Raw genomic sequence first — 23,017 nt, 5'->3', positions numbered from 1 at the left:
GTGTGCTCCCCCGGCAGTCTCCGCGTCCTGCTGCCACTGCCGGCCGCCGGCCATCCATGGCCGGCTGTCCGCACACCCCCTGTGCGCGGGACGGGCTCCGGCGTTCTGCGGCTTCGGGAGGGAAGATCAAGAGCGGTCGCGGCTGGGGCCGCTCCTGCTCATGACGACGCGACCGTTTCGGCGTTGACCTTCTTTCCGGCCGCGACCAAAGGTCGTGCCCGCCGCGGATGCAGGGGGGATGCCCAGAGCCGGCCATGGATGGCCGGCGGCCGGATGTGGGAGCAGGACGCGCAGACATCCGGCTGGGCATCCCCCCTGCGTCCGTGGCGGGCGGCCCGAACTTCACCGGAGCTCCCCTGGCGGCCGACCGGACTCGAACGGAGGCGTCCCCTCGATCGGGAGAAGAACTTTTTGCCTCAGGGCAGGCCGGCCAGCCAGTCGTCGTCGCTGCCCTCGGCCACGCCCTCGAACAGCGGAGTCGAGAAGTAGCGTTCGCCGGTGTCGGGCAGCATCGCCAGGATCACCGCGCCTTCGACGGCACCCCGTGCGACCTCCAGCGCGGCGGCCACCGTCGCCCCGGCCGAGATGCCGGTGAAGATGCCTTCCTCCGCCGCCAGCCTGCGCGAGATCGCGATGGCGTCCGCGTCGGTCACCGACAGCACGCGGTCGGCCACTTCGCGGTTGAGCACTTCCGGCACGAAGTCCGGGGTCCAGCCCTGGATCTTGTGGGGAGTGAATTCCGCGCCCTGCAGCAGCGCCGCGACCGAAGGTTCCGCGGCCACGACCTCCACCTCCGGACGCGCCAGCTTCAGCATCTCGCCCACGCCGGTGAGCGTGCCGCCGGTGCCCCAGCCGGTGACGAAGTGGTCCAGCCGGCGGCCGGCGAAGTCCTGCAGGATCTCGGCGGCGGTGGTGTTGCGGTGGTAGGCGGGGTTTGCCGGATTGGCGAACTGGCTGGCCAGGAACCAGCCGTGTTCGTCGGCCAGTTCCTTCGCGCGGCGCACCATGCCGCTGCCGCGTTCAGCGGCCGGCGTGAGGATCACCTTGGCGCCGAAGGCGCGCATCAGTTTGCGGCGCTCGATGGAGAAGGTCTCGGCCATGGTGGCCACGAACCGGTAGCCGCGCGCCGCACAGACCATCGCCAGGGCCACGCCGGTATTGCCGGAGGTGGCTTCGACCACGGTGTCACCGGGCTTCAGCAGGCCACGCTGCTCGGCGTCGAGGATGATGGCCAGGGCCAGGCGGTCCTTGACCGAACCGCCGGGGTTGAAGGATTCGACCTTCGCGTACAGGTCGATGCCTTCGGGCGCGAGCCGGTGCAGGCGCACCACCGGGGTGCGGCCGATGGTGTCGAGGATGCTGTCGTGGATCATGGCGTCGTCCTGGTTGGGGGAGGGGACGTGCCGCGGGCCCGGCCCGGGCGAGGCCAGAGTGCGCCGTAACGTACGCAGGCGCCAGTGGTTGACATGAACGCCGCGTCCCGCGGACGGGCCTGATGGCATACGTCGCCGGGACGCCACCCCGATAGAATCCAGCGGTTCCCCTTCCCTCTTTCGCAGAGACCGATGCCCCACGCCTCCGTGTCCCGCCCCGGCTTCCGGGCCTGTTGCGCCGCCCTGTTGCTCCTCGTCCTCGCGGCCTGCGGAAGCGAAGGGGGTGCCGGTGGCGGTGGCGGTGGCGGGGCTCCCGCGGCCGTGGTCACCACGACCACCGTGGGCATCCGGCCGTTCAACGACCGGATCCGCGCGCTGGGCACGGTGAAGGCGCGTGAAGCGGTCGAGGTCACCGCCAAGGTCAGCGAGATCGTGGAGCGCGTCCATTTCGACAGCGGCGACGTGGTCGCCGCCGGGGCGCCGCTGGTCACCCTCAGCGGCGAGCAGCAGCGGGCCGCGCTGGCCGCTGCCCGCGCGACCGCCGAAGAGGCGGACCGCATGCTGCAGCGCCAGCAGGAGCTGGCCGCACGCCAGCTGATCGCGCGCGCCACGCTGGATTCCCAGCGCGCCACCCGCGACAGCGCGCTGGCGCAGGTGCGGCAGATCGAGGCCAACCTGGGAGACCGCGTGATCCGCGCGCCCTTCGCGGGCGTGCTCGGCGTGCGCCAGGTCAGCCCCGGTGCGCTGATCACCCCGGGCACCGTGGTCGCCACCCTCGACGACCTGTCCTCGGTCCATGTCGACTTTCCCGTGCCGGAAGCGCACCTGGCGAACGTCGCACTGGGCCAGCGCATCACCGGCACCAGTACCGCCTGGCAGGGCCGCGGCTTCGAGGGTACGGTCAGCAACGTCGGCTCGCGCGTCGACCCGACCAGCCGCGCCTTCAGCGTGCGCGCCGACTTCGCCAACCCCGAGCACATGCTGCGCCCGGGCATGCTGCTGGAGATCGAGCTCGAGCGCGCCGAGCGCCAGGCGCTACTGGTGCCCGAGATCGCCGTGGTCCAGGTCGGCCGCGAGTCCTTCGTCTACCGCGTCACCCCCGACTCCACGGTCGAGCAGGTGCCGGTGACCATCGGCTCGCGGGCGGTCGGCATGGCCGAGATCCTCTCCGGCATCCAGCCCGGCGATCGCATCGTCGTCGACGGCACCGGCAAGCTGCGCCACGGCAGCGCCATCGTCGAGGCCGCGGATGCGGACTCCGGGGGAACCGAAGAAACGACGGAGGGCTGAGCCATGATCCTGTCGGACCTGTCCATCCGCCGCCCCGTCTTCGCCACGGTGATGAGCCTGCTGCTGATGGTGGTGGGCGTGATGGCCTTCACCAGGCTGACCGTGCGCGAGCTGCCGGCGATCGATCCGCCCATCGTCTCGGTCGACGTCAGCTATCCCGGCGCTTCGGCGACCGTGGTCGAGACCCGCATCACCCAGGTGCTGGAAGACGCGCTGTCGGGCATCGAGGGCATCGAGACCCTGCAGTCGCGCAGCCGCAACGGGCGCTCTTCGGTGACCCTGGAATTCACCCTCAACCGTGACATCGAGGCGGCCGCCAACGACGTCCGCGACGCCATCGGCGGCGTCGCCGACCGCCTGCCCGACGAGGCCCGGGCGCCCGAGATCGAGAAGGCCGACAGCGATTCGGACACCATCATCTGGCTCAACATGAGCTCGGCGACGATGGACACGCTGCAGCTGTCGGACTACGCCGACCGCTACGTCGTCGACCGCCTGTCGAGCCTGGACGGCGTGGCCCAGGTGCGCATCGGCGGCCGGCAGCGCTACGCCATGCGGGTCTGGCTGGACAGCGCGGCGATGGCCGCCCGCGGCATCGCCCCCAACGACATCGAGGCCGCGCTGCGCGCCGAGAACGTGGAGCTCCCGGCGGGGCGCATCGAGTCCGGGAGCCGCGACTTCACCCTGCGCGTGGAGCGCAGCTACGTCGAGCCGACCGACTTCGAAGCCATGCCGCTGCGCAAGGGTGCCGACGGCTACGTGGTGCGCCTGGGCGACGTGGCCGAGGTCGAGCTGGCCTCCGCCGAGCGCCGTGCGTACTACCAGAGCAACGGTCAGCCCAACATCGGCCTGGGCATCGTCAAGACCTCGACCGCGAACGCGCTCGACGTGACCCGCGCCGCGCGCGAGGCCGCGGTCGAGATCCAGAAGTCGCTGCCCGAGGGCACGAACATCTTCGTCGCCTTCGACGACACGGTCTTCATCGAGGCCTCGATCGAGCGCGTGTACTGGACCCTGATCGAGGCGATGGCGCTGGTGCTGGTCGTGATCTGGCTGTTCCTGGGCAGCTTCCGCGCCGCGCTGATCCCGGCGGTGACGGTGCCGGTCTGCCTGCTGGCGGCCTTCATCCCGCTGCTGCTGTTCGGCTATTCGATCAACCTGCTGACCCTGCTGGCGCTGGTTCTGGCGATCGGCCTGGTGGTGGACGACGCGATCGTGGTGCTGGAGAACATCCAGCGCCGCGTCGACCTCGGCGAGCCGCGGCTGGTGGCGTCGGTGCGCGGCACGAAGCAGGTGGCGTTCGCGGTGATCGCGACCACCACGGTGCTGGTCGCGGTGTTCCTGCCGGTGGGCTTCATGGAAGGCAACACCGGCCGCCTGTTCCGCGAGCTCTCCGTGGCGCTGGCCGGCGCGGTGGCGCTGTCGGCTTTCGTGGCGCTGACGCTGACGCCCATGATGGCCTCGAAGATGGTGCGCCCGCACACCGAGGAGAAGTCGAACCCGGTCAACCGCTGGTTCAACGCGCGGCTGGCCTCGGTGACCGCCGCCTACGGCCGCAGCGTCTCCGGCATCGCCGCGCGCCCGGCGTGGCAGGTGCTGGCCGGCGTGCTGCTGGTGATGGCGGTGAGCCTTGCGGCGGCCTGGGGACTATCGCGGCTGGTGCCGTCCGAACTCGCGCCCGCCGAGGACCGCGGCTCGTTCTTCGTGTCGCTGGTCGGCCCGGAGGGCGCCGGTTTCGACTACACCGTGCAGCAGGTGCGCGAGGTCGAGAAGATCTTCGCCCGCCGCGTGGCCGAGGAGGACAGCCCGATCCGCCGCTACAACACCCGCGCGCCGGGAGGCTGGGGCGCGAGCGAGGAGATGCACACCGGCAACGTGATCGTCTTCCTCGAGGACTGGGACAAGCGCGAACAGAGCACGGCCGAGGTCGCCGACTCGCTGCGCTCGGAGCTGGGCACGCTCAGCGGCGTGCAGGCGCAGCCGCGCGTGGGCGGCGGCCTGGTCGGCAGCCGCGGGCAGCCGATCCAGATGGTGCTGGGCGGCCCCGAGTACCGGGAGATCGCGGCCTGGCGCGACCTGGTCATGCAGCGGATGGAGGCGCACCCGGGCTTCTTCTCGGTCGACTCCGACTACAAGGAAACACGCCCGCAGATGCGCGTCGAGATCGACCGCGCGCGCGCCTCCGACCTCGGCGTCAGTGTCTCCGACATCGGCCGCGCGCTGGAGACGATGATGGGCAGCCGGCGCGTCACCACCTTCGTCCAGGACGGCGAGGAGTACGACGTGCTGGTGCAGGCCGGCCGCTCCGGCCGCGCCGAGCCCGCCGACCTCGCCGCGATCGAAGTGCGCGCACGCAGCGGCGAACTGGTGCCGCTGTCGAACCTGGTGACGCTCACCGAGGTCGCCGAGGCCGGCAGCCTCAACCGCTTCGACCGCCTGCGCGCGATCACCATCAGCGCAGGCCTCGCGCCCGGCTACCCGATGGGCGATGCGCTGGCCTTCCTCGAGGACGTGGTGCGCACCGAACTGCCCGACTACGCCCAGGTCGGCTGGAAGGGCGAGTCCCGCGAGTTCCGGAAGGCCGGCGGCGCGGTGCTCCTGACCTTCGCCATGGCGCTGCTGGTGGTCTACCTGGTGATGGCCGCGCAGTTCGAGAGCTTCGTGCATCCCTTCGTGATCATGCTGACGGTGCCGCTGGCGGTGCTCGGCGCGCTGATCGGGCTGGCGGTGACCGGGGGCACGATCAACCTCTTCAGCCAGATCGGCGTGGTCATGCTGGTGGGCCTGGCGGCGAAGAACGGCATCCTGATCGTCGAGTTCGCCAACCAGCTGCGCGACGAGGGACGCGGCGTGACCGAGGCCATCGTCGAGTCGGCGACCGTGCGCCTGCGTCCGATCCTGATGACCTCGATCGCGACCGTGGCCGGCGCCCTGCCGCTGGTGCTGGCCGGCGGCCCCGGTTCGGCCAGCCGCGCCACGATCGGCGTGGTGATCATCGCCGGGGTCGCGTTCTCGACCCTGCTGTCGCTGTTCGTGGTGCCCGCGTTCTACCGGCTGTTTGCGCCCTGGACGCGCTCGCCGCTGGCAGTGGCCCGGGAGCTGGAGAAACAGCAGCGCGAAGTGCCCAGCGTCGGGGGGCACGCCTGACGCCGGGGGCGGACTTTCGGCCCTTTGGCATCCGTGCGTCGATCGTGGAGAATCGGGCGGTTCCGGGGCCGGGGAGACGTGGTGCCGGTGCATCGCCACCCACCACTGGAGCCAGCCCTTGGAACAGATCCTCGACTTCATCAACTCCATCATCTGGAGCAAGGCGCTCATCGCGCTCTGCCTCGGCGCGGGACTCTGGTTCTCGTTCCGCACGCGTTTCATGCAGGTGCGCGGCATCATCGAGATGACGCGGCTGACCTTCACCGGCCAGAAGTCGGAGGCCGGCGTGTCCTCGTTCCAGGCGCTGTCCATGTCCATGGCCGGGCGCATCGGCATCGGCAACATCGCCGGCGTCGCCACCGCGATCGCCTTCGGCGGCCCGGGCGCGATCTTCTGGATGTGGGTGATGGGCTTCCTCGGCGCATCGACCTCGTACATCGAGTGCTCGCTGGCGCAGATCTACAAGGAAAAGGACAACGAGGGGCGCTACCGCGGCGGCCCGGCCTATTACATCGAGAAAGGCCTGGGCATGAAGTGGTACGCGCTGGCGTTCGCGCTGGCGACGCTGGTCGCCGCCGGCCTGCTGATGCCCGGAGTGCAGGCCAACGCCATCGCCGACGGCATCGCCAACGCCTGCCAGGGCGGGATCTGCGGCAGCCTGGACGGCGAGTGGATGGGCATGCCGGAGCGCGACGCGCTGAAGCTGGGCACCGGCATCGTGGTCGCCGGCCTGCTGTCGCTGATCATCTTCGGCGGCGTCAAGCGCATCGCGGCCTTCGCCGAGCTGGTGGTTCCGTTCATGGCTATCGGCTACATCCTCACCGCCGTCTTCGTGATGGTCGTGAACTACGAGTTCGTGCCGGAGATGTTCCGGATCATCTTCAGCAGCGCCTTCGGCATCCACGCCGGCTTCGGCGCGATGCTGGGCCTGGCGGTGGAGTGGGGCGTGCGCCGCGGCGTATACGCCAACGAGGCCGGACAGGGCACCGGTCCGCACGCCGCCGCCGCGGCCGAGGTCTCGCACCCGGCCAAGCAGGGTTACGTGCAGGCCTGGGCGATCTACTTCGACACCATGCTGATCTGCACTTCCACCGCCTTCCTGATGCTGGCCACCGGGATGTACAACGTGCACGGGCCCGAAGGAACGATGATGCAGGAGGCGTTGCCGGGCATCGAGGCCGGCGCCGGCTTCGTGCAGAGTGGCATCGACACCGTCCTCCCGGGCTGGGGCTCGGGCTTCGTGGCGCTGGCGCTGTTCTTCTTCGCCTTCACCACGATCATGGCCTACTACTACATGGCCGAGACCAACCTCACCTACCTCAACGGCCACAAGACGAGGCCGCTCGCCACGCTCCTGCTGCGGCTGGCGATCACGGGCATGGTGGTCTTCGGCGCGTACCACAACGCGAAGACGGCCTGGGCGCTGGGCGACATCGGCGTCGGCCTGATGGCCTGGCTCAACATCATCGCCATCTTCCTGCTGCAGAAGCCGGCGCTCGCCGCGCTGCGCGACTACGAGGTGCAGAAGAAGGCGGGCAAGGAGCCGGTGTTCGATCCCGAGGCGCTGGGCATCCGCAATGCGACCTTCTGGATGCGGAAGAAGCAGGGCTGATGGCGAAGGCCGGTTCCGCCGACGAGATCCGCCTGCACGGCTTCAACGCCGTGCAGGCCGTGTTCGCGCGGCGCCCCGAGGCGATCCGCAAGCTGTACCTGGCCGAGGCGCTGATCCCGAGGCTGCAGCCGCTGCTGAAGTGGTGCGTGGCCAACCGCGTCGGCTACCGGGTGGTGGAAGACGAGGACCTGCGCAAGCTCGCCGCCAGCAGCCACCACGAAGGCGTGGTCGCCGACGTGCTGCGCGAGGCGCCGCTGCCGCTGACCGCCTGGCTGCGGGATCTCGCCGACGGGCCGGCCTGCGCGCTGTGGCTGGACGGCGTCGGCAACCCGCACAACCTCGGCGCGATCCTGCGCTCGGCGGCGAACTTCGGCGCCGCGGTGCTGCTGCCGAAGCATTCGCCGCTGCAGCTCTCGGGCGCCGCGGCGCGCGTGGCCGAGGGCGGCGCCGAGGCGGTGCCGCTGGTGCGCCTCGGACGCGAGGACAACGCCATCGCCCAGCTGCGCGGGGCGGGCTTCGGCCTGGCGGCGACGGTGGTGGCCGGCGGCGACGATGCCTTCGCCGCCGCGCTGCCGCGGCGGCTAGTCTACGTGATGGGCAGCGAGGGCGAAGGCATGTCGCCGGCGCTGGTCGAAGCCTGCGACCTGCGGCTGTCGATCCCCGGCACCGGTGCGGTGGAGAGCCTCAACGTCGCCGCGGCCACCGCGGTGCTGCTCGCGCGCTGGTGGCAGTCCGCCACGGCCGCCCCTCTGTAGGAGCGGCTGCAGCCGCTCCTACAGGGCGGGAGCGGGATCCGTGGGGGCGCTGCCGAAGTCGCCCTCGGCGTCGGCGGCGAGGTAGGCGAAGACCGCATAGGCCGCGGCGTTCTGCGCCAGCGCGTCGGGATCGATCTTGTCGAGCGTGTCGTCGGGCGTGTGGTGGAGGTCGAAATAGTCGGTGCCATCCTGGCCCAGCCAGGCCCAGGTCGCGCCCTTGCGCGCGATGCCGATCAGGTCGGGTCCCGGACCGCCCTCGCCGGGCAGGCGTTCGATGCCCAGCGGCGCAAGCGCCTCGGCGATCTTCGCTTCGGCCGCTTTCGCATGCGCCGGCGCACCGGTGTTGAAACCGTAGATCCGGCCGGCGCCGAAGTCGCTCTCGGCCACGATCTGGTGGCGGGCGACGTCGCCGGCATGGCGGTCCGCATACGCGAAGCCGCCGATCAGGCCCTGTTCCTCGTTCGCGAACGCCACCACGCGGATGCTGCGCGCGGGCCGCCGCTCGAGCGCGGCGATGTGCACCGCCGCGGCCATGGTGATGCCGACGCCGGCGCCGTCGTCCACCGCGCCGGTGCCCAGGTCCCAGGAGTCGAGGTGGGCGCCGATCAGCACGAACTCGTCGGGACGGCTGGCGCCGGTGATCTCGCCGATCACGTTCTGCGAGGTGTACTCGCCGTCCCATCCGCAGTCGAGCGCGACCCGCATGCGCACGGGGCCGCGCGCGAGCAGGCGCGCGAGCTGGTCGGCGTCGGGCACCGACAGCGCGGCGCTGGGCACCGGATCCAGGCCCGCGTCGAAGCGGGTGATGCCGGTGTGCGGCATCCGGTGCGAGTCGGTGCCGACCGAGCGCATGATGAAGCCGGCAGCGCCGGCGCGGACCGCCGCCGAGGGGCCGCGGCTGCGCACCCGCGAGCCCGGGCCGTAGCCGCTGCCGTCCCGTGCGCGTTCCATCCGGTAGTCGACGAAAGCGATCTTCCCGGCCAGCGAGCCCGCCGGAGCGGCTTCCAGCGCGGCGAGGTCGGCGAAGCGCACGACCTCGCCCTCGACCGTGCCGCCCGGGCTGCCGCCCAGCGCGCTCAGCGCCAGCGGCTGCGCATTCGGACCCAGCACGGCGGCGGACTCGCCGCGGCGGACCCATTTCGGGAAGGTCACCGGCTCGGTCCAGACGCGGTCGAAGCCGAGCTCCGTGAACTTCGCCCGGGCCCATTCCACCGCGCGTGCGTCGGCCTCGCTGCCGGCCAGGCGCGGGCCGATCTCGGTGGTCAGCGACTCGGTGATGTCCCATGCCAGGCTGCTGGCCAGCGCAGCTTCGCGCAGGCCGGCGACGGCGGCCATGGAGGCGTCGGCGATGCGGGTTTCGACGGTGGCCGGGGTGCTGGCCCCAGCGGTCTCGGCGGCGACGGCGGGAAAGGATGCGGCGATTGCCGCCGAGAGCAACATCGGGACCAGGCGCATGGCGCTCCGCTGCATTCGAAAAGGACGAAGCCACGAGCTTAGCAACCCGCGGCCCCGCGTCGATGTGCGTGAAGTCCTGCTGCCGCTGGGAGCTATCGCTTCAGGGAGTCGCGGATCTCGCGCAGCAACAGGACGTCCTCGGACGGCGCGGCGGGCGCTTCCGGCGCGGCCTGCTTGCGGTTCAGGCGGTTGATCGCCTTGACGACCATGAAGATCGCGAAGGCGACGATGACGAACTGGATCAGCGCGTTCAGGAACACGCCGTAGCCGATCTCCACCGCCGGCACGACTTCGCCCGCGGCATCGACGGTGGCGCCCTTGAGCGTGATCGCGAGGTCCGAGAAGTCGACGCCGCCGATGAGCAGGCCGATCGGCGGCATGATCACGTTGTCGACCAGGGCGCTGACGATCCTGCCGAACGCGGCGCCGATGACCACGCCCACGGCGAGGTCGATGACGCTGCCGCGCATCGCGAATTCCTTGAACTCGTTCCTCATGCCCATGGCCTTCTCCATCGTCCTGGCGGGAATCGCCGCTAGCCTACACGCGCCGGGGCGATCCGGCACCGGAGCACGATGGCGTCGTCCAGCCGGGCCTCGCAGTCGTCGCCGGGTGACAGGGCGGCCACGCCCGCGGGCGTGCCCATGAACACCAGATCGCCGGCGCGCAGGGCATAGAGCTTCGACAGCTCATGCAGGATCTCGGGCACGTCCCAGATCAGGTCGGACAGCAGCGCGGCCTGGCGTTCGGTGCCGTTGACCGCCAGCGACAGCCGGCGGGGCGCCAGTTCGCCGATGTCGGCCGCAGGCACCAGTTCGCTGACGGGCGCGGACTCGTCGAAGCCCTTGCCGGTGTCCCAGGGCAGGCCGGCCTTCTTCGCGGCGGCCTGCAGGTCGCGACGGGTCAGGTCCAGGCCCACGCCGTAGCCGAACACCAGGGCCTGGGCCTCCTCCGGATCGAGGACGCCTCCGGGGGCGTCATGCCCCAGCGCCACCACCAGCTCCACCTCGTGGTGCAGATCGGAGGTGGCCGGCGGGTAGCGGACCTCGCCGCCGATGACGACCGCGTCGGCCGGTTTGGAGAAGAACACCGGGCTGCCACGCTCGGCCTTCGAGGCCGGGGCCTGCGCGCCCATCTCGCGGGCGTGGTCGGCGAAGTTGCGGCCCACGCAGTACACGCGGCGCACGGGGAAGCTGCCGCCGCCGCGCACCGGCACGCGGACCGGCGCCGGCGCGGGGATCACGTCGGTCATGGAAGGCTCCAGGAAAAGGGCGCGCGTGGCGCTCAGTAGGGCAGGGTATGCACCGGCTTGTCGACGACGCGGTACTCGGCCTCGACCACGCTGCCGCCGCGCGCCTGCGTCCGGCCGCCGCGGGTCAGCAGGCGGCGCACCAGGCCGGCGGCGAGCATCGCCGTGCCGACCACCACGCCGACGACCAGCAGCGCGGCCAGCAGCGCCAGGCCCACCAGGCCCACGGCGAGGCGCAGGAGTGGATGGCGGGGCTTGCGGGGTGCGAACATTGCGCCCAGCTGGCTGGCGTCGAAACGCGCGTGGACGCTGCGGAAGGTGCGGTTGATCATGCGGCGGTGCCAGAATGTGAAGACTTGGTGACGGTGCGAGTATCAGCCCGATGACGCCCAGAGATGTAAGTGAAGCGTTAACCGATGGCCGCGGTAGCCCCCTGCTTTCGCTGGACGCCCTGCCCGCCGGCGGCTTCGCCGAGGCCGAGGCCCCGGTCGACGGTGTCGCGGAATCCCTGATCCTGCATCGCGCCGCGGACGGTGCCGTGCGCGCCTGGCTCAATGTCTGTCCGCACGCCGGCCGGCGCCTGGACTGGGCGCCGGGGCGGTTCCTGGTCTCGAAGACGGGGCTGCTGGTGTGCGCGGTGCACGGCGCCAGCTTCGAGACGGTGGGCGGCGTGTGCGAAGCCGGGCCCTGCCGGGGCGACGCGCTGCGCCCCGTCCCGGTCGAAGTCCGCGGAGAGGCCGTCTGGCTCGCCGACCCCTCGGCCGTTCCCGGGCAGGTGTAGGAGCAGTTGCAGCTGCGACCGGGTTTGCCAGCGTGCGGTCGCAGCTGTAGCTGCTCCTGCAGGGGGTGCCGCAGCCGGGCGGGGGCACCGGCTCAGAAGATCAGGTTCACCAGCGCCACCACCACCAGCAGGTAGGCCACCGACAGCGGCGCGCCCACGCGCCACAGGTCGCGCGCGGAATAGTCGGCGGGGCCGACCACCATCGACACCACCGGGTTGGACGAGGTCACCAGGTTGTTCGAGGCCGACAGCGCCACGATCAGGGCGAAGACGGTGGGATCGCCTCCGGCGGCCAGCGCGAGGTTGATCGCCAGCGGCACCATCACGATGGTGGCACCCACGTGGCTGATGACCAGCGAGAACGTGGCGGTCAGCGCGGCGACGGTGAACTGGATCGCCCACACCGGCAGTCCCTCGGGCAGCGCCTCGATGGTGTGGCCGGCGATCCAGGCCGCGGCACCGCTGGTGTCCATGGCCCAGCCGAGCGGGATCAGGCAGGCCATCAGGAAGACCGTCTTCCAGCTGATCGCCGAATAGGCTTCGTCCATCTTCAGCACGCCGCAGACCAGCATGCCGGCGACGCCGGTCATCAGCGCGATCGAGGTCGGCAGGTCCGAGCCCAGCGCCACCAGGATGGTGACCGCGAAGATCGCCATCGCCACCTTGAACTTGTGCGGCCGCTGCTCGCCCTTGGGGAAATCGGTGACCACGACGAAGTCGCGGTTGGCCGCGGTCTGCGCCAGGTCCTGCCAGATGCTGTGCAGCACCAGCATGTCGCCGGCGCGCAGCGGCAGGTTGCGGATGTCGTCGCGCAGCACTTCCTTGTCGCGGTTCACCGCCAGCAGGCTGATGTTGTAGTTCTTGCGCATCGCCAGGTCGGCGGCGCTCTTGCCGATGAACTTCGAGGTCGGCGGCACGACCGCCTCGGAGATGCCGGCCCGACTTGGGTTGAACAGGTCGCCGAACTCGCGCAGCCGCGCCGACATGCGCAGCATGTTGTTCTGGGCGAAGTCGGCCACCTGCTGCCGCGGGCCCATCGCGCCGATCACGCTGCCGACCCAGATGCGGGCGTCGCCGGGCGGCGCCAGGCGCGCGTCGTTGCCGGTCTTCAGCGCCAACAGCAGCGGCGCGCCGTGCAGGCTCTCGGCCTCGCCCAGCGCCATGCCCACCAGCGGGCTGTCGGCGCTGACGGTGAGCTCGAACACGTCGCCCTCGATGCCGTAGGCACGGGCGAAGTAGCTCTGCGTGCGCGCCGGGGTCACGCTGCCGTCGCTCTCGCCGCCGCCGCCGAGCAGGCGGTCGCCGAAGAAATGGAAATAGGCCAGCGCGATCACCAGCAGGGCCAGGCCGATCGGCAGCGGCGCGAACATCGGCAGCGGTTCGAGCGTGGCCACGCCCGACGGCAGGTTGGCGTTGGCCGCCACCAGGAGGTCGTTGAGGAGGATCAGCGGCGAGTTGCCGACCATGGTCAGCGAGCCGCCCATGATGATCGCCGCGCAGATCGGCAGCAGGAAGCGCGACAGCCGCAGGCCGGTGCGCGAGGCCAGGCGCGAGGCCACCGGCAGGTACAGGGCCATCACCGACGGGTTCTGCATGAATGACGAGTTGAGGCCGGCGATGGCGGAGGTGTAGAGCAGCAGCCGCTTCTCCATGCCTTTCGACCGTCGCAGCAGCCAGGCGGCCAGCCGGTTCAGCGCGCCGGTGCGGTCCAGGCCCATGCCCAGGATCATGGTCGCGATGATGCTGATCACCGCGTTCGACGAGAAGCCGTTGAAGATGTCCTCGGGCGCCACCAGGCCGGTCAGGCCCAGCACCACGAGCACCACCAGCGCGACGAGGTCGGCGCGCACGCGCTCGAACAGGAACAGCACCATCACCATCGCGACCAGCCCGAGCACGAGCTTCATGTCGGTGGTGAGGGCAAGCGTTTCCATGTCCTGCGTCTAGTCCCCGGTCCTGTCGTAGAGCAGGTCCCACACCCCGTGGCCGAGGCGCTGGCCGCGGCTCTCGAAATGCGTCTGCGGACGCCATCCGGGCCGCGGCACGTGGCCCCGTGGCCCCGCGCGGTTCTCCAGCCCCCGCGTGGCGTCGAGCACGTCCCACATCTGCTCCGCATAGTCCTGCCAATCGGTGGCGAGGTGCAAGCGCCCGTCCGGCGCGAGCTTGCGCACCAGCAGCGCGGCGAAGGCGGGATTCACCAGCCGGCGCTTGGTGTGGCGCTTCTTGTGCCAGGGATCGGGAAAGTAGATGCGGACTTCATCGAGGCTGGCGTCGGCGACCTCGTTCTCCAGCACCTCCACGGCATCGTGGTGGTAGAGGCGCACGTTGTCGCTGCCGTCCTCGGCGAGCGCGTTGAGCAGGCGGCCCACCCCCGGGGCGTGCACCTCGATGCCGATGTGGTCGCGGCCGGGGTCGTTGGCGGCCGAGAATCGCAGCGCCTCGCCGTTGCCGAAGCCGATCTCGAGGATGCGCGGCGCACTGCGGCCGAAGGCGGCGTCGAAGTCGAGCGGCGTGCCGGCGTAGTCGAGCCCGAAGCGCGGCCACAGCGCGTCGAACGCGCGCTGCTGCGCCGGCGTGAACCGTCCCTGGCGCAGCACGAAGCTGCGCACCCGGCGATGCCCGTCCTCGACGGTGAAGGGCTTGGGCGGTGCCTTGGAGCCCGGGCTCGAGAACGGGTCGGTCATCAGCCGACGAGGCCGTCGACCGGAGACGAGGCGCTGGCGTAGCGCTTGCGCGGGATGCGTCCGGCGCGGAACGCGGCGCGGCCGGCCTCGACCGCGAGCTTCATCGCATGCGCCATCAGTACCGGTTCGCGCGCGCCTGCGATGGCGGTGTTCATCAGCACGCCGTCGCAGCCGAGCTCCATGGCGATGGCGGCGTCGGACGCGGTGCCCACGCCGGCGTCGACGATGATCGGCACCTTGGCGTTGTCGACGATCTCGAGCAGGTTCCAGCGGTTCTGGATGCCCAGGCCCGAGCCGATCGGCGCGGCCAGCGGCATGACCGCCACGCAGCCGATCTCTTCCAGGCGCTTGGCCAGGATCGGGTCGTCGGAGGTGTAGACCATGACCTGGAAGCCGTCGGCCACCAGCTCCTCGGCCGCCTTCAGGGTCTGCACCACGTCCGGGAACAGCGTGCGCTGGTCGCCCAGCACCTCGAGCTTCACCAGCGAATGCCCGTCGAGCAGCTCGCGGGCCAGGCGGCAGGTGCGCACGGCCTCGTCCGCGGTATAGCAGCCCGCGGTGTTGGGCAGGATCGTGTAGCGATCCGGCGGCAGCACGTCGAGCAGGTTGGGCTCGCCCCGATCCTGGCCGATGTTGGTGCGCCGGATGGCGACGGTGACGATCTCGGCGCCCGCGGCCTCGGTGGCCTGGCGGGTCTCCTCGAGATCCTTGAACTTGCCGGTGCCTGTGAGCAGGCGGGACCGGAAGGGCGTTCCGGCAATGACGAGGGCGTCGCCGCCGCGGGGGTCTGGGCTGGTCATTGCGCCATTATCACGCAAGCGCCGCCGGTCAGCCGCCCCCCCAGGGCGTGCACGATCTCGATCCGGTCGCCGTCCTTCAGCGCGTGTTCGGCGTGCAGGCTGCGCGGCACGATGGTCCCGTTGACCTCGACCGCGACCTTGCGCCCGGCCAGCTCCTTCGATTCCAGCAGGGCGAGGACGGTGCAGGGGCCGGCCAGGGCCTGCGGCTCGCCGTTGAGGATGATGTCCATGGCGGCATTGTCGCCCGCCGGACGGGCGATTGCATGGCGGGCGGGCCGGCGGCTTGCCGCACTGCACATTGAGCCGGTGAGCGGCGGCGTGGAACGATGGCGGCTTCGTGCCCGGGCAACGGGCCCCGACTCGCCGCAAGGAGCTACCGATGTCGACATCCCGCCCCATTTCCGGCCCGCTGCTGGCCGCAGCGCTGGCGCTGGCCGTCCTTCCCGCCACCGCCAGCGACCAGCCCTTCTCGCGCACTGTGTTCTTCGGCGACAGCCTCACCGACTCCGGCTATTTCCGGCCGCTGCTGCCCGCGAACGCGCGGGCGGTGACCGGCCAGTTCACCACCAACCCCGGCCTGGTCTGGTCGCAGTGGCTGGCCCAGAACTACGGCACGGGAGCCACGCCCAACGGCAACGGCCAGACCGGCGACAACCATGCGGCCGGCGGCGCGCGCAACGGCATCGACGTCAACGGGGCGCTGGGCTTCACGCCTTCGCTGGCCACCCAGGCCAGCCGCTACCTCGCCGCCAACGGCGGAGTGGCCGATCCCCGCGCGCTCTACACGGTCTGGGGCGGCGCCAACGACCTGTTCGCGGCGGCCGCGGCTCCGGCCAACGCCCCGGCCATCGTCGGCGGCGCGGTGGCCGCCCAGGCCGGGATCGTCGGCAGCCTGCAGGCCGCCGGCGCGCGCTATGTGCTGGTCCCCAACATCCCGGACCTCGGTCTCACCCCGTCCTTCCGGGCGCAGGGGCCGGCGGCGGCCGCGCAGGGCACGGCCCTGGCCACGGGTTACAACCAGGCGCTGTACGCCACCCTGGCGGCCAATGGCCTGCGCGTGATTCCGGTCGATACCTTCGGCTTCCTGCGCGAGATCGTGGCGGACCCGGGGCGGTTCGGCATCGGCAACGTCACCGGTACGGCCTGCATGCCGCAGATCACCGCGCAATCGCTGACCTGCAACCCGACCAGCCTGGTCAGCCCCGACGCCCCGAACACCTATCTGTTCGCCGACGGCGTGCACCCGGCCAGCGGCGCGCATCGCGCGCTGGCCGACCTTGCCATCGCCGCGATCGAGGGGCCGCGCCAGATGGCGGTGCTGCCGCATTCGGCCGCCGGCACCGGCCGCAACCGCGCCGCGCGCGTGGACGCGCAGGTCGCCGGCCGCGGCGACGCGACCGGCACGCGCTGGTGGGTCGACCTGCGCGGGGACTTCCAGCGCTATGCGCACGGCGACCACTACGACGGCGCCGGTCCGGCGCTGACCGTGGGCATGGACCGTGGCGACGGCGGCTTCACGTATGGCGGCTTCATCGGCTATGGCGTCCAGGCCAACGACTGGGGCGGGCGGCGCGGCGACTGGGACCAGTCGGAGGCCTCGGTGGGCGCTTACCTGGGCTGGCGCAGCGAGGCCGGCGCCTGGATCAACGGCCAGCTCGGTTACACGCGCCTGGATTTCGACGTCGAGCGCCAGGTGCCGCTGGGGCCGGCGCTGCGCACGCATGCCGGCTCCACCGACGGCAGCAACCTGAGCCTCGCCCTGCAGGGCGGCTGGAACCTGGGCGGGGGCGCGCTTCGCCACGGCCCGGTGCTGGGGGTGGTGGCGCAGCGGATCGAAGTCGACGGCTTCAGCGAGAGCGATCCGACGCTGTCGACCGCGCTGGGCTATCTCGACCAGGAGTTCGATTCGATGGTCGGCAGCGCGGGCTGGCAGTTGGCGTATACGATCCACGACCACCTGGTGCCGTACGCACGGCTGACCATCGACCGCGAATTCGAGGACGAGGCCGGGGAGGCCTTCGCGCGCTCGCTGTCGATCCCGGGCGCGCTGCCGTACGCGGTGCCCGGCGTGGAGTACGACCAGTCCTGGACGACGCTGACCTTCGGTGCGCGCACGCGGTTGTTCGGCCTGGATGCCGACATCGGCGCAAGCATCAACAGCGGCGAGAAGCGGGGCAGGCAGGCCATGGTCTTCGCCAGCGTCGGCGCCGGATTCTGAAGCCCGGTGCGCCGCGCGGCAGGGCCGCGCGGCGTTGCCAGCCGCTTGGCAACGCCCTAGACTTGCCGCGCATCGCGGGTGTAGTTCAATGGTAGAACTGCAGCTTCCCAAGCTGCTAACGTGGGTTCGATTCCCATCACCCGCTCCATTCCGACCCGCGCCGCCCCGATCCGCATCCCCGGGGGCCCGGAAGCCGACGATCTCTCCCGAGACCCCGAGCGACTCCGCCTCCCCGCGGCTGGAAGACCCCGCTCATGGCGCTCGTGTTTCCGGGGTGAATGGACACATGGATTTCCACGGCCCGGCCTGCATGCGTCCGGCAACGGGATTCCCTTACCATGCCCTTCCGCACTCCGGGACATTCCAATGAAGAAGCTGTTCATCCTGCTGGCAGCGCCGCTGCTTTCCCTCGGCCTTTCCGCCACCGCGCTGGCGGACGAGCGTCCCGCGCATTTCAAGGGCGAGAAGGCGGAGACGTTCGAAGAAGCGCTCGCCCACCTCTCCTCCTACAACGCGGAGCTGCAAACGATCCTCGCCAAGGGTGAGCTCGGGCCGGAAGACACTGCGAAGATCCACCAGATCACCTACACCCTCGAGAACGCGCTGGAGAGGATCAGCGAAGACGTGGAAGAGATGCAGGAAACGCTGGAGGAACTCCACGTGGCGTCGGAGCGTTACCAGGTCGACGTGGTGAGGACGCAGGGCCGGGAATACCTCGAGGCGGCGACAAAGCTCACCCGCTAGGCCCGTTCCTCCGGGCTCCCACGCGACGCTCCCGCGCAGGCGCACATGAAGCTCGCGATCCTTTCCCGAAACGGCAAGCTCTACTCCACGCGCCGCCTGGTCGAGGCGGCGCGGCAGCGTGGGCACAGCGTTCGCGTGCTCGACCCGCTGCGGTGCTACATGCGCATCGGCAGCCAAGGCTTCGCGCTGCGCTACAAGGGGCAGTCGCTGGCCGGCTACGGCGCGGTGATCCCGCGCATCGGTGCGTCCATCACCCGCTACGGCAACGCCGTGTTGCACCAGTTCGAGTTGATGGGCTGCCACACGCCCAACCCGTCCCGGGCGATCGCCGCCGCACGCGACAAGCTGCGCTGCCACCAGCTGCTGGCAGCGCAGGGCATCGACATGCCGGTCACCGTGTTCGGCGACAACCCGGACGACACCGACGACCTGCTGGCCCTGCTCGGCGAGCCGCCGCACGTCATCAAGCTCACCGAGGGCAGCCAGGGGCGGGGCGTGATGCTGACCGAGAAACCGTCCGCCTCGCGCAGCGTGGTCGACGCGCTGCGCGGGCTTTACGCCACCTTCCTGATGCAGGAGTTCATCGCCGAAGCCGGCGGTTCCGACATCCGCTGCCTGGTCGTGGGCGACGAGGTGGTGGCGGCGATGCGCCGCCAGGCGCCCGAAGGCGACTTCCGCGCCAATCTGCACCGGGGGGGCAGCGCCGAGGCCGTAGTGCTGTCCGCCGCCGATGCCGCGGTGGCCGTGCGCGCCGCGAAGGTGCTGGGCCTGGGCGTGGCCGGGGTGGACCTGGTGCCTTCGGCCCGCGGTCCGCTGGTCCTGGAGGTCAACGCTTCGCCCGGCCTGGAAGGCATCGAGTGTTCCACTGGTGTCGATATCGCGGGCCGAATCATCGACTTCGTTACGGCAGAAGCGGCCGGGGCGGGCATGCAGTCGCGCAAGCGCGTGAGACGCGCGCGTGCCATGAAAACAGAGCCCTGCGTTTAACGCCTCTTTAATCGGGCCGCGGGTAGCGTGATCCGACCGAAATCCCTGCGTGTCACCGGTCACTCCTGTCGTCAGTCGTGGATTGCGGTCATCGGGGCAATACTGTTCGGCCCGGGCAAGCAGATTGCCCGGGCCATTTTCTGCCCGCCACCGCGGCCGTCGCGCGGCGCTCGCAAGAGGCTGTGCAAGAATCGCCGACAGACGGGAACGCGCCCACCGGGGCGCGGTCCAACACCGACTCCTGACAGGGCCCACGCATGCGCATCCTCGTGATCGAAGACAACCAGGACATCGCCGCCAACATCGGCGACTACCTGGAGGACCGCGGCCATACGGTCGATTTCGCCGCCGACGGCGTCACCGGGCTTCATCTGGCGGTGGTGCATGATTTCGACGCCGTGGTGCTCGACCTCAACCTGCCCGGCATGGACGGGCTCGAGGTCTGCCGCAAGCTGCGCAACGAGGCCCGCAAGCAGACTCCGGTGCTGATGCTGACCGCTCGCGACAGCCTCGACAACAAGCTGGCCGGCTTCGATTCCGGCGCCGACGACTACCTGATCAAGCCCTTCGCGCTGCAGGAGGTCGAGGTGCGTCTCAACGCGCTGGCACGTCGCGGCAAGGGTGTGCAGACCCGTGTCCTGGAAGTGGCCGACCTCGAGTACAACCTCGACACCCTCGAGGTGCGCCGCGGCGGCAAGCTGCTGCAGCTCAATCCCACCGCGCTCAAGATCCTGCAGGCGTTGATGGAGGCCGCTCCGGCGGTGGTCACCCGCCAGGAGCTGGAGACCCGGGTCTGGGGCGAGGAGCTGCCGGACTCGGACAGCCTGCGCGTGCACATCCACGGCCTGCGCGCGGTGATCGACAAACCGTTCCCGACCCAGCTGATCCAGACGCGGCATGGCATCGGCTATCGCATCGCGGCACCCGATGTCGAAAGCTGAGGGCGGGGTCCCCGCGCGGGGCATCCGCTCCAGGCGCCGCTACCGGCGCCGGCTGCGCAGCCGCATCATCCTGTCCTTCGCCCTGCTCGGGCTGGGGCTGACGGCCATGTTCGCGATCGCCGCGGCCTACGTCGGCGCGGTGGTCGAGGACCAGGCCGTGGGAGCGGTGCTGAAGGAGAACCTCGACGATTACGCCGAGCGCTTCTACGTCGACCAGTCGGCGCAGCTGTCGCCGCTGGGCAGCGTGCGCGCCTACGTGTTCGGGCCGGACAAGTGGCACAACGCGCAGCCGGACTGGATCGACCTCGAGTCCGGGGTCTACAACATGCATGGCATCCAGGATGGCAAGCCTTTCGTCTACCGGCTTGTTGTGAAGAAGGACCCGGACTACTGGTTCTTCGTCGCCCAGGACACCACGAGCACCGCCGAGGTGCGCGCGCGCATCAAGCTGATCCTGATCGCGGCGGTGGTGCTGTTCACCGCGCTTGCCGGACTCATCGGCTGGTGGTCGGCGTCGCGCGTGATGCGGCCGGTGTCGGAGCTGGCCAACCTGCTGGGGGCGTCCGACGAAAGCGCGCGCCCCGCGGCCCTGGCCCCGCACTTCCCCGACGACGAAGTGGGCGAGCTCGCGACCGCGCTCGACGACTACGCCACGCGCCTGACCGAGGTCGTCCAGCGCGACCGCGAGTTCAACGCCGACGTCAGCCACGAGCTGCGCACGCCCCTGGCGGTGATCAGGGGCGCGGTCGAACTGCTGTTGACGCGCCCCGGGCTCGACGACAAGACCGTGGCGCGCCTGCAGCGCATCCAGCGCGCCGAGCAGCAGTGCACCGACCTGATCAGCGCCTTGCTGCTGCTGTCGCGCGCCGAGCGCGGACACGGCAATACCGATGTGTGCCGCGTCGCCGAACAGCTGCTCGAGGCGCACCGCTCGCAGCTGGGTTCCAAGGACCTGGAGCTGCGCCTGGAGGGCGAAGCCGGGACCTTGATGGTGGACGCGCCGGAGGCCGCGGTCTCGGTGGCGTTGGGCAACCTCATCGGCAATGCGGTGAAGTACACCGCCGCCGGTGCGGTGGTGGTCCGCCTGCACGAGCGCGCGGTCGATGTCATCGATTCCGGACCGGGCCTGAGCGACGAGGACGCCGCCAACCTGTTCGAGCGTGGATATCGCGGGAGCTACGCCGAGCACACCCATGGCGGCGGCATCGGCCTGTCGATCGTGCGCCGGCTGTGCAGCCTCTACGAGTGGCAGGTGCGGGTGGTGCCGGGCGAGGAGCGCGGCGTGGTGGCGACGCTGCGCTTCGAGGCCGGCGACGGGGACGGCGCGACCGGTTGAGGCCGGTCGCGCGAGGCGCTCATCCGCCCAGCGGCTCCAGCCAGCCATGGCGGTCGGGCGTGCTGCCGTCGAACAGACCGAAGAACAGTTCCTGCAGGCGCAGGGTGACCGGACCGGCGCGGCCGGCACCCACCTGGCGGCCGTCGACCGAGCGGATGGGCGTGATCTCGGCGGCCGTGCCGCACATGAAGAGCTCGTCGCAGAGGTAGAGGTATTCGCGCGGCAGGTCGCGTTCGACCACCTCGATGCCGGCGTCGCGCGCAAGGCGGATGATCGAGTCCCGGGTGATGCCGTTGAGCAGGGCCGCGCTGACCGGCGTGGTGTGCAGCGCGCCGTCGAAGACCAGGAACAGGTTCTCGCCGGCACCCTCGCTGAGCAGGCCGGTCGAGGCCAGCGCGATGCCTTCGCCGAAGCCCAGGCGCCGCGCCTCGCGCGCGACCAGTTGCCCGGAGAGGTAGTTGCCGCCCGCCTTGGCACCCGCGGGAATGGTGTTGGGCGCGAAGCGCTGCCAGCTGGAGACGCAGGCGTCGATGCCCTCGGTCAGCGCACCTTCGCCCAGATAGGGGCCCATGTGCCAGCTCGCCACCGCGACGTCGATCGGCGTGTCCGCGCTCAGCCCGAAGCCGCCGAGGCCGCGCCAGGCGACCGGCCGCAGGTAGGCCTCCTTCAGCCCGTTGCGTTTCACCACCTCGTGGCAGGCGGCGTCGAGCTCGTCGGCCGTGTAGGGGATCGCCATCTCGTAGATCCGCGCCGACGCGAACAGGCGGCGGGTGTGGTCGCGCAGACGGAAGATGGCGCTGCCGTCCGGCGTCGCGTAGGCGCGGATGCCCTCGAACACCGAGGAGCCGTAGTGCAGGGCGTGCGACATCACGTGGGTGGTCGCCTCGGCCCAGGGCTTGATGCCGCCGTTGTGCCAGATCCATTCCGGGTACCGCATCGCGCCGCTCCGCTGTGTGGAACCCGCATTGTGCCGCAGCGCGCCCGCGCGGGGTCCTGCGCTCAGAACGTGATCCACCAGCAGTCCATGTGCCGGCGGAGCCCGAAGGTGGCGGAGGAGGGCGTGACGCCGTCGGCCAGCGTCTGTTCGATGCGCAGTCCTTCCGGCTGTGCGGCCTCGCGCGGTGGCGGCGGAGACGGTGGCGGAGGCGTCCCGCCGGCCACGGTCCACGCGGCCGGCACGGACGTGGACGCGACCACGGGTGCCGGGCGCACCTCGGCGATGTCGAGCAGGGGGCGCTGCGCGATCGCGTCGAGGCGGTCGATCACCTCGTAGCCGCTGCGCGTGGACAGGCCGGTCCAGTGGTAGCTGCGGGCCAGGCGGTTGGTGTCGCCGGCGTCGATGGCCGCACCGACTTCGAACACCAGGTCGTCCAGGCGCCGGGCGCAGCCGCCGCGGTAGCGCGGCGTGCCGGCCGCGGCGCCATCGTCGATCCGGAGACGGCTTTCCACCGCGCCCATCGAGCCGCAGCTGCGGTCGGTGTACACGGTGCCGCCGTCGGCTGCGGTGCAGCGGCGGATCTGTCCGACGGCGGGTGCGGTCAGCGTCGTGGTCGCGGCCAGGGCCAGCAGCAGCGCGCCGGTCGGGGCAGGGCGTCGCAGGTACGGCATCGGCCAAGGGTAGCGCGCGCGGATGCCGCGCAGAAGC

21 protein-coding genes and 1 tRNA gene are annotated in these 23,017 nt (G+C 70.9%); 11 read left to right on the top strand and 11 right to left on the bottom strand.

Annotation, left to right across the window (positions count from 1 at the left end; all coding sequences use genetic code 11):
• Positions 1-416: 416 nt before the first annotated feature.
• Positions 417-1,373 carry a cysteine synthase A gene (gene cysK / locus FPZ22_RS04880; protein WP_144890936.1) on the bottom strand — a complete coding sequence of 319 codons (957 nt, stop codon included), beginning with the start codon at positions 1,371-1,373 and terminating at the stop codon, positions 417-419.
• Positions 1,374-1,565: 192 nt separating this feature from the next.
• On the opposite strand from cysK, the gene FPZ22_RS04875 reads away from it, so the two are divergent.
• The 4 genes from FPZ22_RS04875 to FPZ22_RS04860 all read left to right on the top strand — a co-directional run bounded on the left by FPZ22_RS04875 (position 1,566) and on the right by FPZ22_RS04860 (position 8,177).
• Positions 1,566-2,663, top strand: a complete 1,098-nt coding sequence (locus FPZ22_RS04875) for an efflux RND transporter periplasmic adaptor subunit (RefSeq protein WP_144890934.1) — start codon at positions 1,566-1,568, stop codon at positions 2,661-2,663.
• A gap of 3 nt (positions 2,664-2,666) precedes the next feature.
• The gene (locus tag FPZ22_RS04870; RefSeq protein ID WP_144890932.1) at positions 2,667-5,810 is read left to right on the top strand and encodes an efflux RND transporter permease subunit; all 3,144 of its coding nucleotides are present in this window, start codon (positions 2,667-2,669) and stop codon (positions 5,808-5,810) included.
• A 118-nt stretch (positions 5,811-5,928) separates the two neighbouring features.
• Positions 5,929-7,422, top strand: a complete 1,494-nt coding sequence (locus FPZ22_RS04865; protein ID WP_144890930.1) for an alanine/glycine:cation symporter family protein — start codon at positions 5,929-5,931, stop codon at positions 7,420-7,422.
• The gene (locus FPZ22_RS04860) at positions 7,422-8,177 is read left to right on the top strand and encodes a TrmH family RNA methyltransferase (RefSeq protein WP_144890928.1); all 756 of its coding nucleotides are present in this window, start codon (positions 7,422-7,424) and stop codon (positions 8,175-8,177) included. The genes FPZ22_RS04865 and FPZ22_RS04860 overlap by 1 nt, the downstream gene beginning before the upstream one ends.
• A gap of 18 nt (positions 8,178-8,195) precedes the next feature.
• On the opposite strand, the gene FPZ22_RS04855 is transcribed toward FPZ22_RS04860, so the two are convergent.
• The 4 genes from FPZ22_RS04855 to FPZ22_RS04840 all read right to left on the bottom strand — a co-directional run bounded on the left by FPZ22_RS04855 (position 8,196) and on the right by FPZ22_RS04840 (position 11,213).
• Complete coding sequence (locus FPZ22_RS04855; protein ID WP_144890926.1) at positions 8,196-9,632, bottom strand: M28 family peptidase; 1,437 nt, start codon at positions 9,630-9,632, stop codon at positions 8,196-8,198.
• Positions 9,633-9,724: 92 nt separating this feature from the next.
• A complete protein-coding gene (gene mscL, locus FPZ22_RS04850) occupies positions 9,725-10,135 on the bottom strand; it encodes a large-conductance mechanosensitive channel protein MscL (RefSeq protein ID WP_144890924.1) in 411 nt (136 codons plus the stop codon).
• 32 nt (positions 10,136-10,167) lie between these two features.
• Complete coding sequence (locus FPZ22_RS04845) at positions 10,168-10,884, bottom strand: fumarylacetoacetate hydrolase family protein (protein ID WP_144890922.1); 717 nt, start codon at positions 10,882-10,884, stop codon at positions 10,168-10,170.
• A gap of 32 nt (positions 10,885-10,916) precedes the next feature.
• Positions 10,917-11,213 (bottom strand): hypothetical protein, encoded by a 297-nt coding sequence (locus FPZ22_RS04840; RefSeq protein WP_246120934.1) that lies wholly within the window; start codon positions 11,211-11,213, stop codon positions 10,917-10,919.
• A 50-nt stretch (positions 11,214-11,263) separates the two neighbouring features.
• Here FPZ22_RS04840 and FPZ22_RS04835 point away from each other — a divergent pair, with 50 nt between their 5' ends.
• Positions 11,264-11,662 carry a Rieske (2Fe-2S) protein gene (locus FPZ22_RS04835; protein WP_144890920.1) on the top strand — a complete coding sequence of 133 codons (399 nt, stop codon included), beginning with the start codon at positions 11,264-11,266 and terminating at the stop codon, positions 11,660-11,662.
• Positions 11,663-11,754: 92 nt separating this feature from the next.
• Here FPZ22_RS04835 and FPZ22_RS04830 read toward each other — a convergent pair whose 3' ends face one another.
• From FPZ22_RS04830 to thiS, 4 genes are read right to left on the bottom strand one after another with little or no spacing between them, the layout of a single operon-like run.
• Positions 11,755-13,596 (bottom strand): SLC13 family permease, encoded by a 1,842-nt coding sequence (locus FPZ22_RS04830; protein ID WP_144890918.1) that lies wholly within the window; start codon positions 13,594-13,596, stop codon positions 11,755-11,757.
• Positions 13,597-13,605: 9 nt separating this feature from the next.
• Positions 13,606-14,346 carry a tRNA (guanosine(46)-N7)-methyltransferase TrmB gene (trmB, locus tag FPZ22_RS04825; RefSeq protein WP_144890916.1) on the bottom strand — a complete coding sequence of 247 codons (741 nt, stop codon included), beginning with the start codon at positions 14,344-14,346 and terminating at the stop codon, positions 13,606-13,608.
• Positions 14,346-15,146, bottom strand: a complete 801-nt coding sequence (locus tag FPZ22_RS04820) for a thiazole synthase (RefSeq protein ID WP_144890914.1) — start codon at positions 15,144-15,146, stop codon at positions 14,346-14,348. Before FPZ22_RS04820 ends, trmB begins: the two co-directional genes overlap by 1 nt.
• Entirely contained in the window at positions 15,143-15,376 is a 234-nt protein-coding gene (gene thiS, locus FPZ22_RS04815; protein ID WP_144890912.1) for a sulfur carrier protein ThiS, read from the bottom strand. The genes FPZ22_RS04820 and thiS overlap by 4 nt, the downstream gene beginning before the upstream one ends.
• Before the next feature lie 182 nt (positions 15,377-15,558).
• On the opposite strand from thiS, the gene FPZ22_RS04810 reads away from it, so the two are divergent.
• From FPZ22_RS04810 to FPZ22_RS04785, 6 genes are all read left to right on the top strand, one after another.
• Positions 15,559-17,364 (top strand): autotransporter domain-containing protein, encoded by a 1,806-nt coding sequence (locus tag FPZ22_RS04810; RefSeq protein ID WP_210412732.1) that lies wholly within the window; start codon positions 15,559-15,561, stop codon positions 17,362-17,364.
• A gap of 74 nt (positions 17,365-17,438) precedes the next feature.
• Positions 17,439-17,512, top strand: a tRNA-Gly gene (locus FPZ22_RS04805).
• 218 nt (positions 17,513-17,730) lie between these two features.
• Complete coding sequence (locus FPZ22_RS04800; protein WP_144890908.1) at positions 17,731-18,108, top strand: DUF6746 family protein; 378 nt, start codon at positions 17,731-17,733, stop codon at positions 18,106-18,108.
• Positions 18,109-18,153: 45 nt separating this feature from the next.
• The gene (gene rimK / locus FPZ22_RS04795) at positions 18,154-19,095 is read left to right on the top strand and encodes a 30S ribosomal protein S6--L-glutamate ligase (RefSeq protein ID WP_144890906.1); all 942 of its coding nucleotides are present in this window, start codon (positions 18,154-18,156) and stop codon (positions 19,093-19,095) included.
• Positions 19,096-19,352: 257 nt separating this feature from the next.
• Entirely contained in the window at positions 19,353-20,036 is a 684-nt protein-coding gene (locus FPZ22_RS04790) for a response regulator transcription factor (protein WP_144890904.1), read from the top strand.
• On the top strand, positions 20,023-21,372 hold the full coding sequence (locus FPZ22_RS04785; protein ID WP_484177337.1) for a sensor histidine kinase: 1,350 nt from the start codon (positions 20,023-20,025) through the stop codon (positions 21,370-21,372). Before FPZ22_RS04790 ends, FPZ22_RS04785 begins: the two co-directional genes overlap by 14 nt.
• 19 nt (positions 21,373-21,391) lie before the next feature.
• Here the strand turns inward: FPZ22_RS04785 and FPZ22_RS04780 are convergent, their stop codons facing one another.
• Both FPZ22_RS04780 and FPZ22_RS04775 read right to left on the bottom strand, forming a co-directional pair.
• A complete protein-coding gene (locus tag FPZ22_RS04780) occupies positions 21,392-22,309 on the bottom strand; it encodes a branched-chain amino acid transaminase (protein ID WP_144890900.1) in 918 nt (305 codons plus the stop codon).
• A 62-nt stretch (positions 22,310-22,371) separates the two neighbouring features.
• Positions 22,372-22,980, bottom strand: coding sequence for a hypothetical protein (locus FPZ22_RS04775; protein WP_144890898.1), 609 nt, complete (start codon positions 22,978-22,980; stop codon positions 22,372-22,374).
• Positions 22,981-23,017 lie beyond the last annotated feature (37 nt).

This window comes from Luteimonas granuli, assembly GCF_007795095.1.
Taxonomy (GTDB): Bacteria; Pseudomonadota; Gammaproteobacteria; order Xanthomonadales; family Xanthomonadaceae; genus Luteimonas; species Luteimonas granuli.
The sequence above is the reverse complement of the archived record's forward strand: the minus strand, read 5'-3'. Positions and strand labels throughout refer to the sequence as shown.

Bases quoted from the DNA above. Each gene is read 5' to 3' on its own strand.
- cysK (WP_144890936.1), bottom strand. From the start codon at position 1,373: ATGATCCACGACAGCATCCTCGACACCATCGGCCGCACCCCGGTGGTG.
- FPZ22_RS04875 (WP_144890934.1), top strand. From the start codon at position 1,566: ATGCCCCACGCCTCCGTGTCCCGCCCCGGCTTCCGGGCCTGTTGCGCC.
- FPZ22_RS04870 (WP_144890932.1), top strand. From the start codon at position 2,667: ATGATCCTGTCGGACCTGTCCATCCGCCGCCCCGTCTTCGCCACGGTG.
- FPZ22_RS04860 (WP_144890928.1), top strand. From the start codon at position 7,422: ATGGCGAAGGCCGGTTCCGCCGACGAGATCCGCCTGCACGGCTTCAAC.
- FPZ22_RS04855 (WP_144890926.1), bottom strand. From the start codon at position 9,632: ATGCGCCTGGTCCCGATGTTGCTCTCGGCGGCAATCGCCGCATCCTTT.
- mscL (WP_144890924.1), bottom strand. From the start codon at position 10,135: ATGGGCATGAGGAACGAGTTCAAGGAATTCGCGATGCGCGGCAGCGTC.
- FPZ22_RS04845 (WP_144890922.1), bottom strand. From the start codon at position 10,884: ATGACCGACGTGATCCCCGCGCCGGCGCCGGTCCGCGTGCCGGTGCGC.
- FPZ22_RS04840 (WP_246120934.1), bottom strand. From the start codon at position 11,213: ATGATCAACCGCACCTTCCGCAGCGTCCACGCGCGTTTCGACGCCAGC.
- FPZ22_RS04835 (WP_144890920.1), top strand. From the start codon at position 11,264: ATGACGCCCAGAGATGTAAGTGAAGCGTTAACCGATGGCCGCGGTAGC.
- FPZ22_RS04830 (WP_144890918.1), bottom strand. From the start codon at position 13,596: ATGGAAACGCTTGCCCTCACCACCGACATGAAGCTCGTGCTCGGGCTG.
- trmB (WP_144890916.1), bottom strand. From the start codon at position 14,346: ATGACCGACCCGTTCTCGAGCCCGGGCTCCAAGGCACCGCCCAAGCCC.
- FPZ22_RS04820 (WP_144890914.1), bottom strand. From the start codon at position 15,146: ATGACCAGCCCAGACCCCCGCGGCGGCGACGCCCTCGTCATTGCCGGA.
- thiS (WP_144890912.1), bottom strand. From the start codon at position 15,376: ATGGACATCATCCTCAACGGCGAGCCGCAGGCCCTGGCCGGCCCCTGC.
- FPZ22_RS04800 (WP_144890908.1), top strand. From the start codon at position 17,731: ATGAAGAAGCTGTTCATCCTGCTGGCAGCGCCGCTGCTTTCCCTCGGC.
- rimK (WP_144890906.1), top strand. From the start codon at position 18,154: ATGAAGCTCGCGATCCTTTCCCGAAACGGCAAGCTCTACTCCACGCGC.
- FPZ22_RS04790 (WP_144890904.1), top strand. From the start codon at position 19,353: ATGCGCATCCTCGTGATCGAAGACAACCAGGACATCGCCGCCAACATC.
- FPZ22_RS04785 (WP_484177337.1), top strand. From the start codon at position 20,023: ATGTCGAAAGCTGAGGGCGGGGTCCCCGCGCGGGGCATCCGCTCCAGG.
- FPZ22_RS04780 (WP_144890900.1), bottom strand. From the start codon at position 22,309: ATGCGGTACCCGGAATGGATCTGGCACAACGGCGGCATCAAGCCCTGG.
- FPZ22_RS04775 (WP_144890898.1), bottom strand. From the start codon at position 22,980: ATGCCGTACCTGCGACGCCCTGCCCCGACCGGCGCGCTGCTGCTGGCC.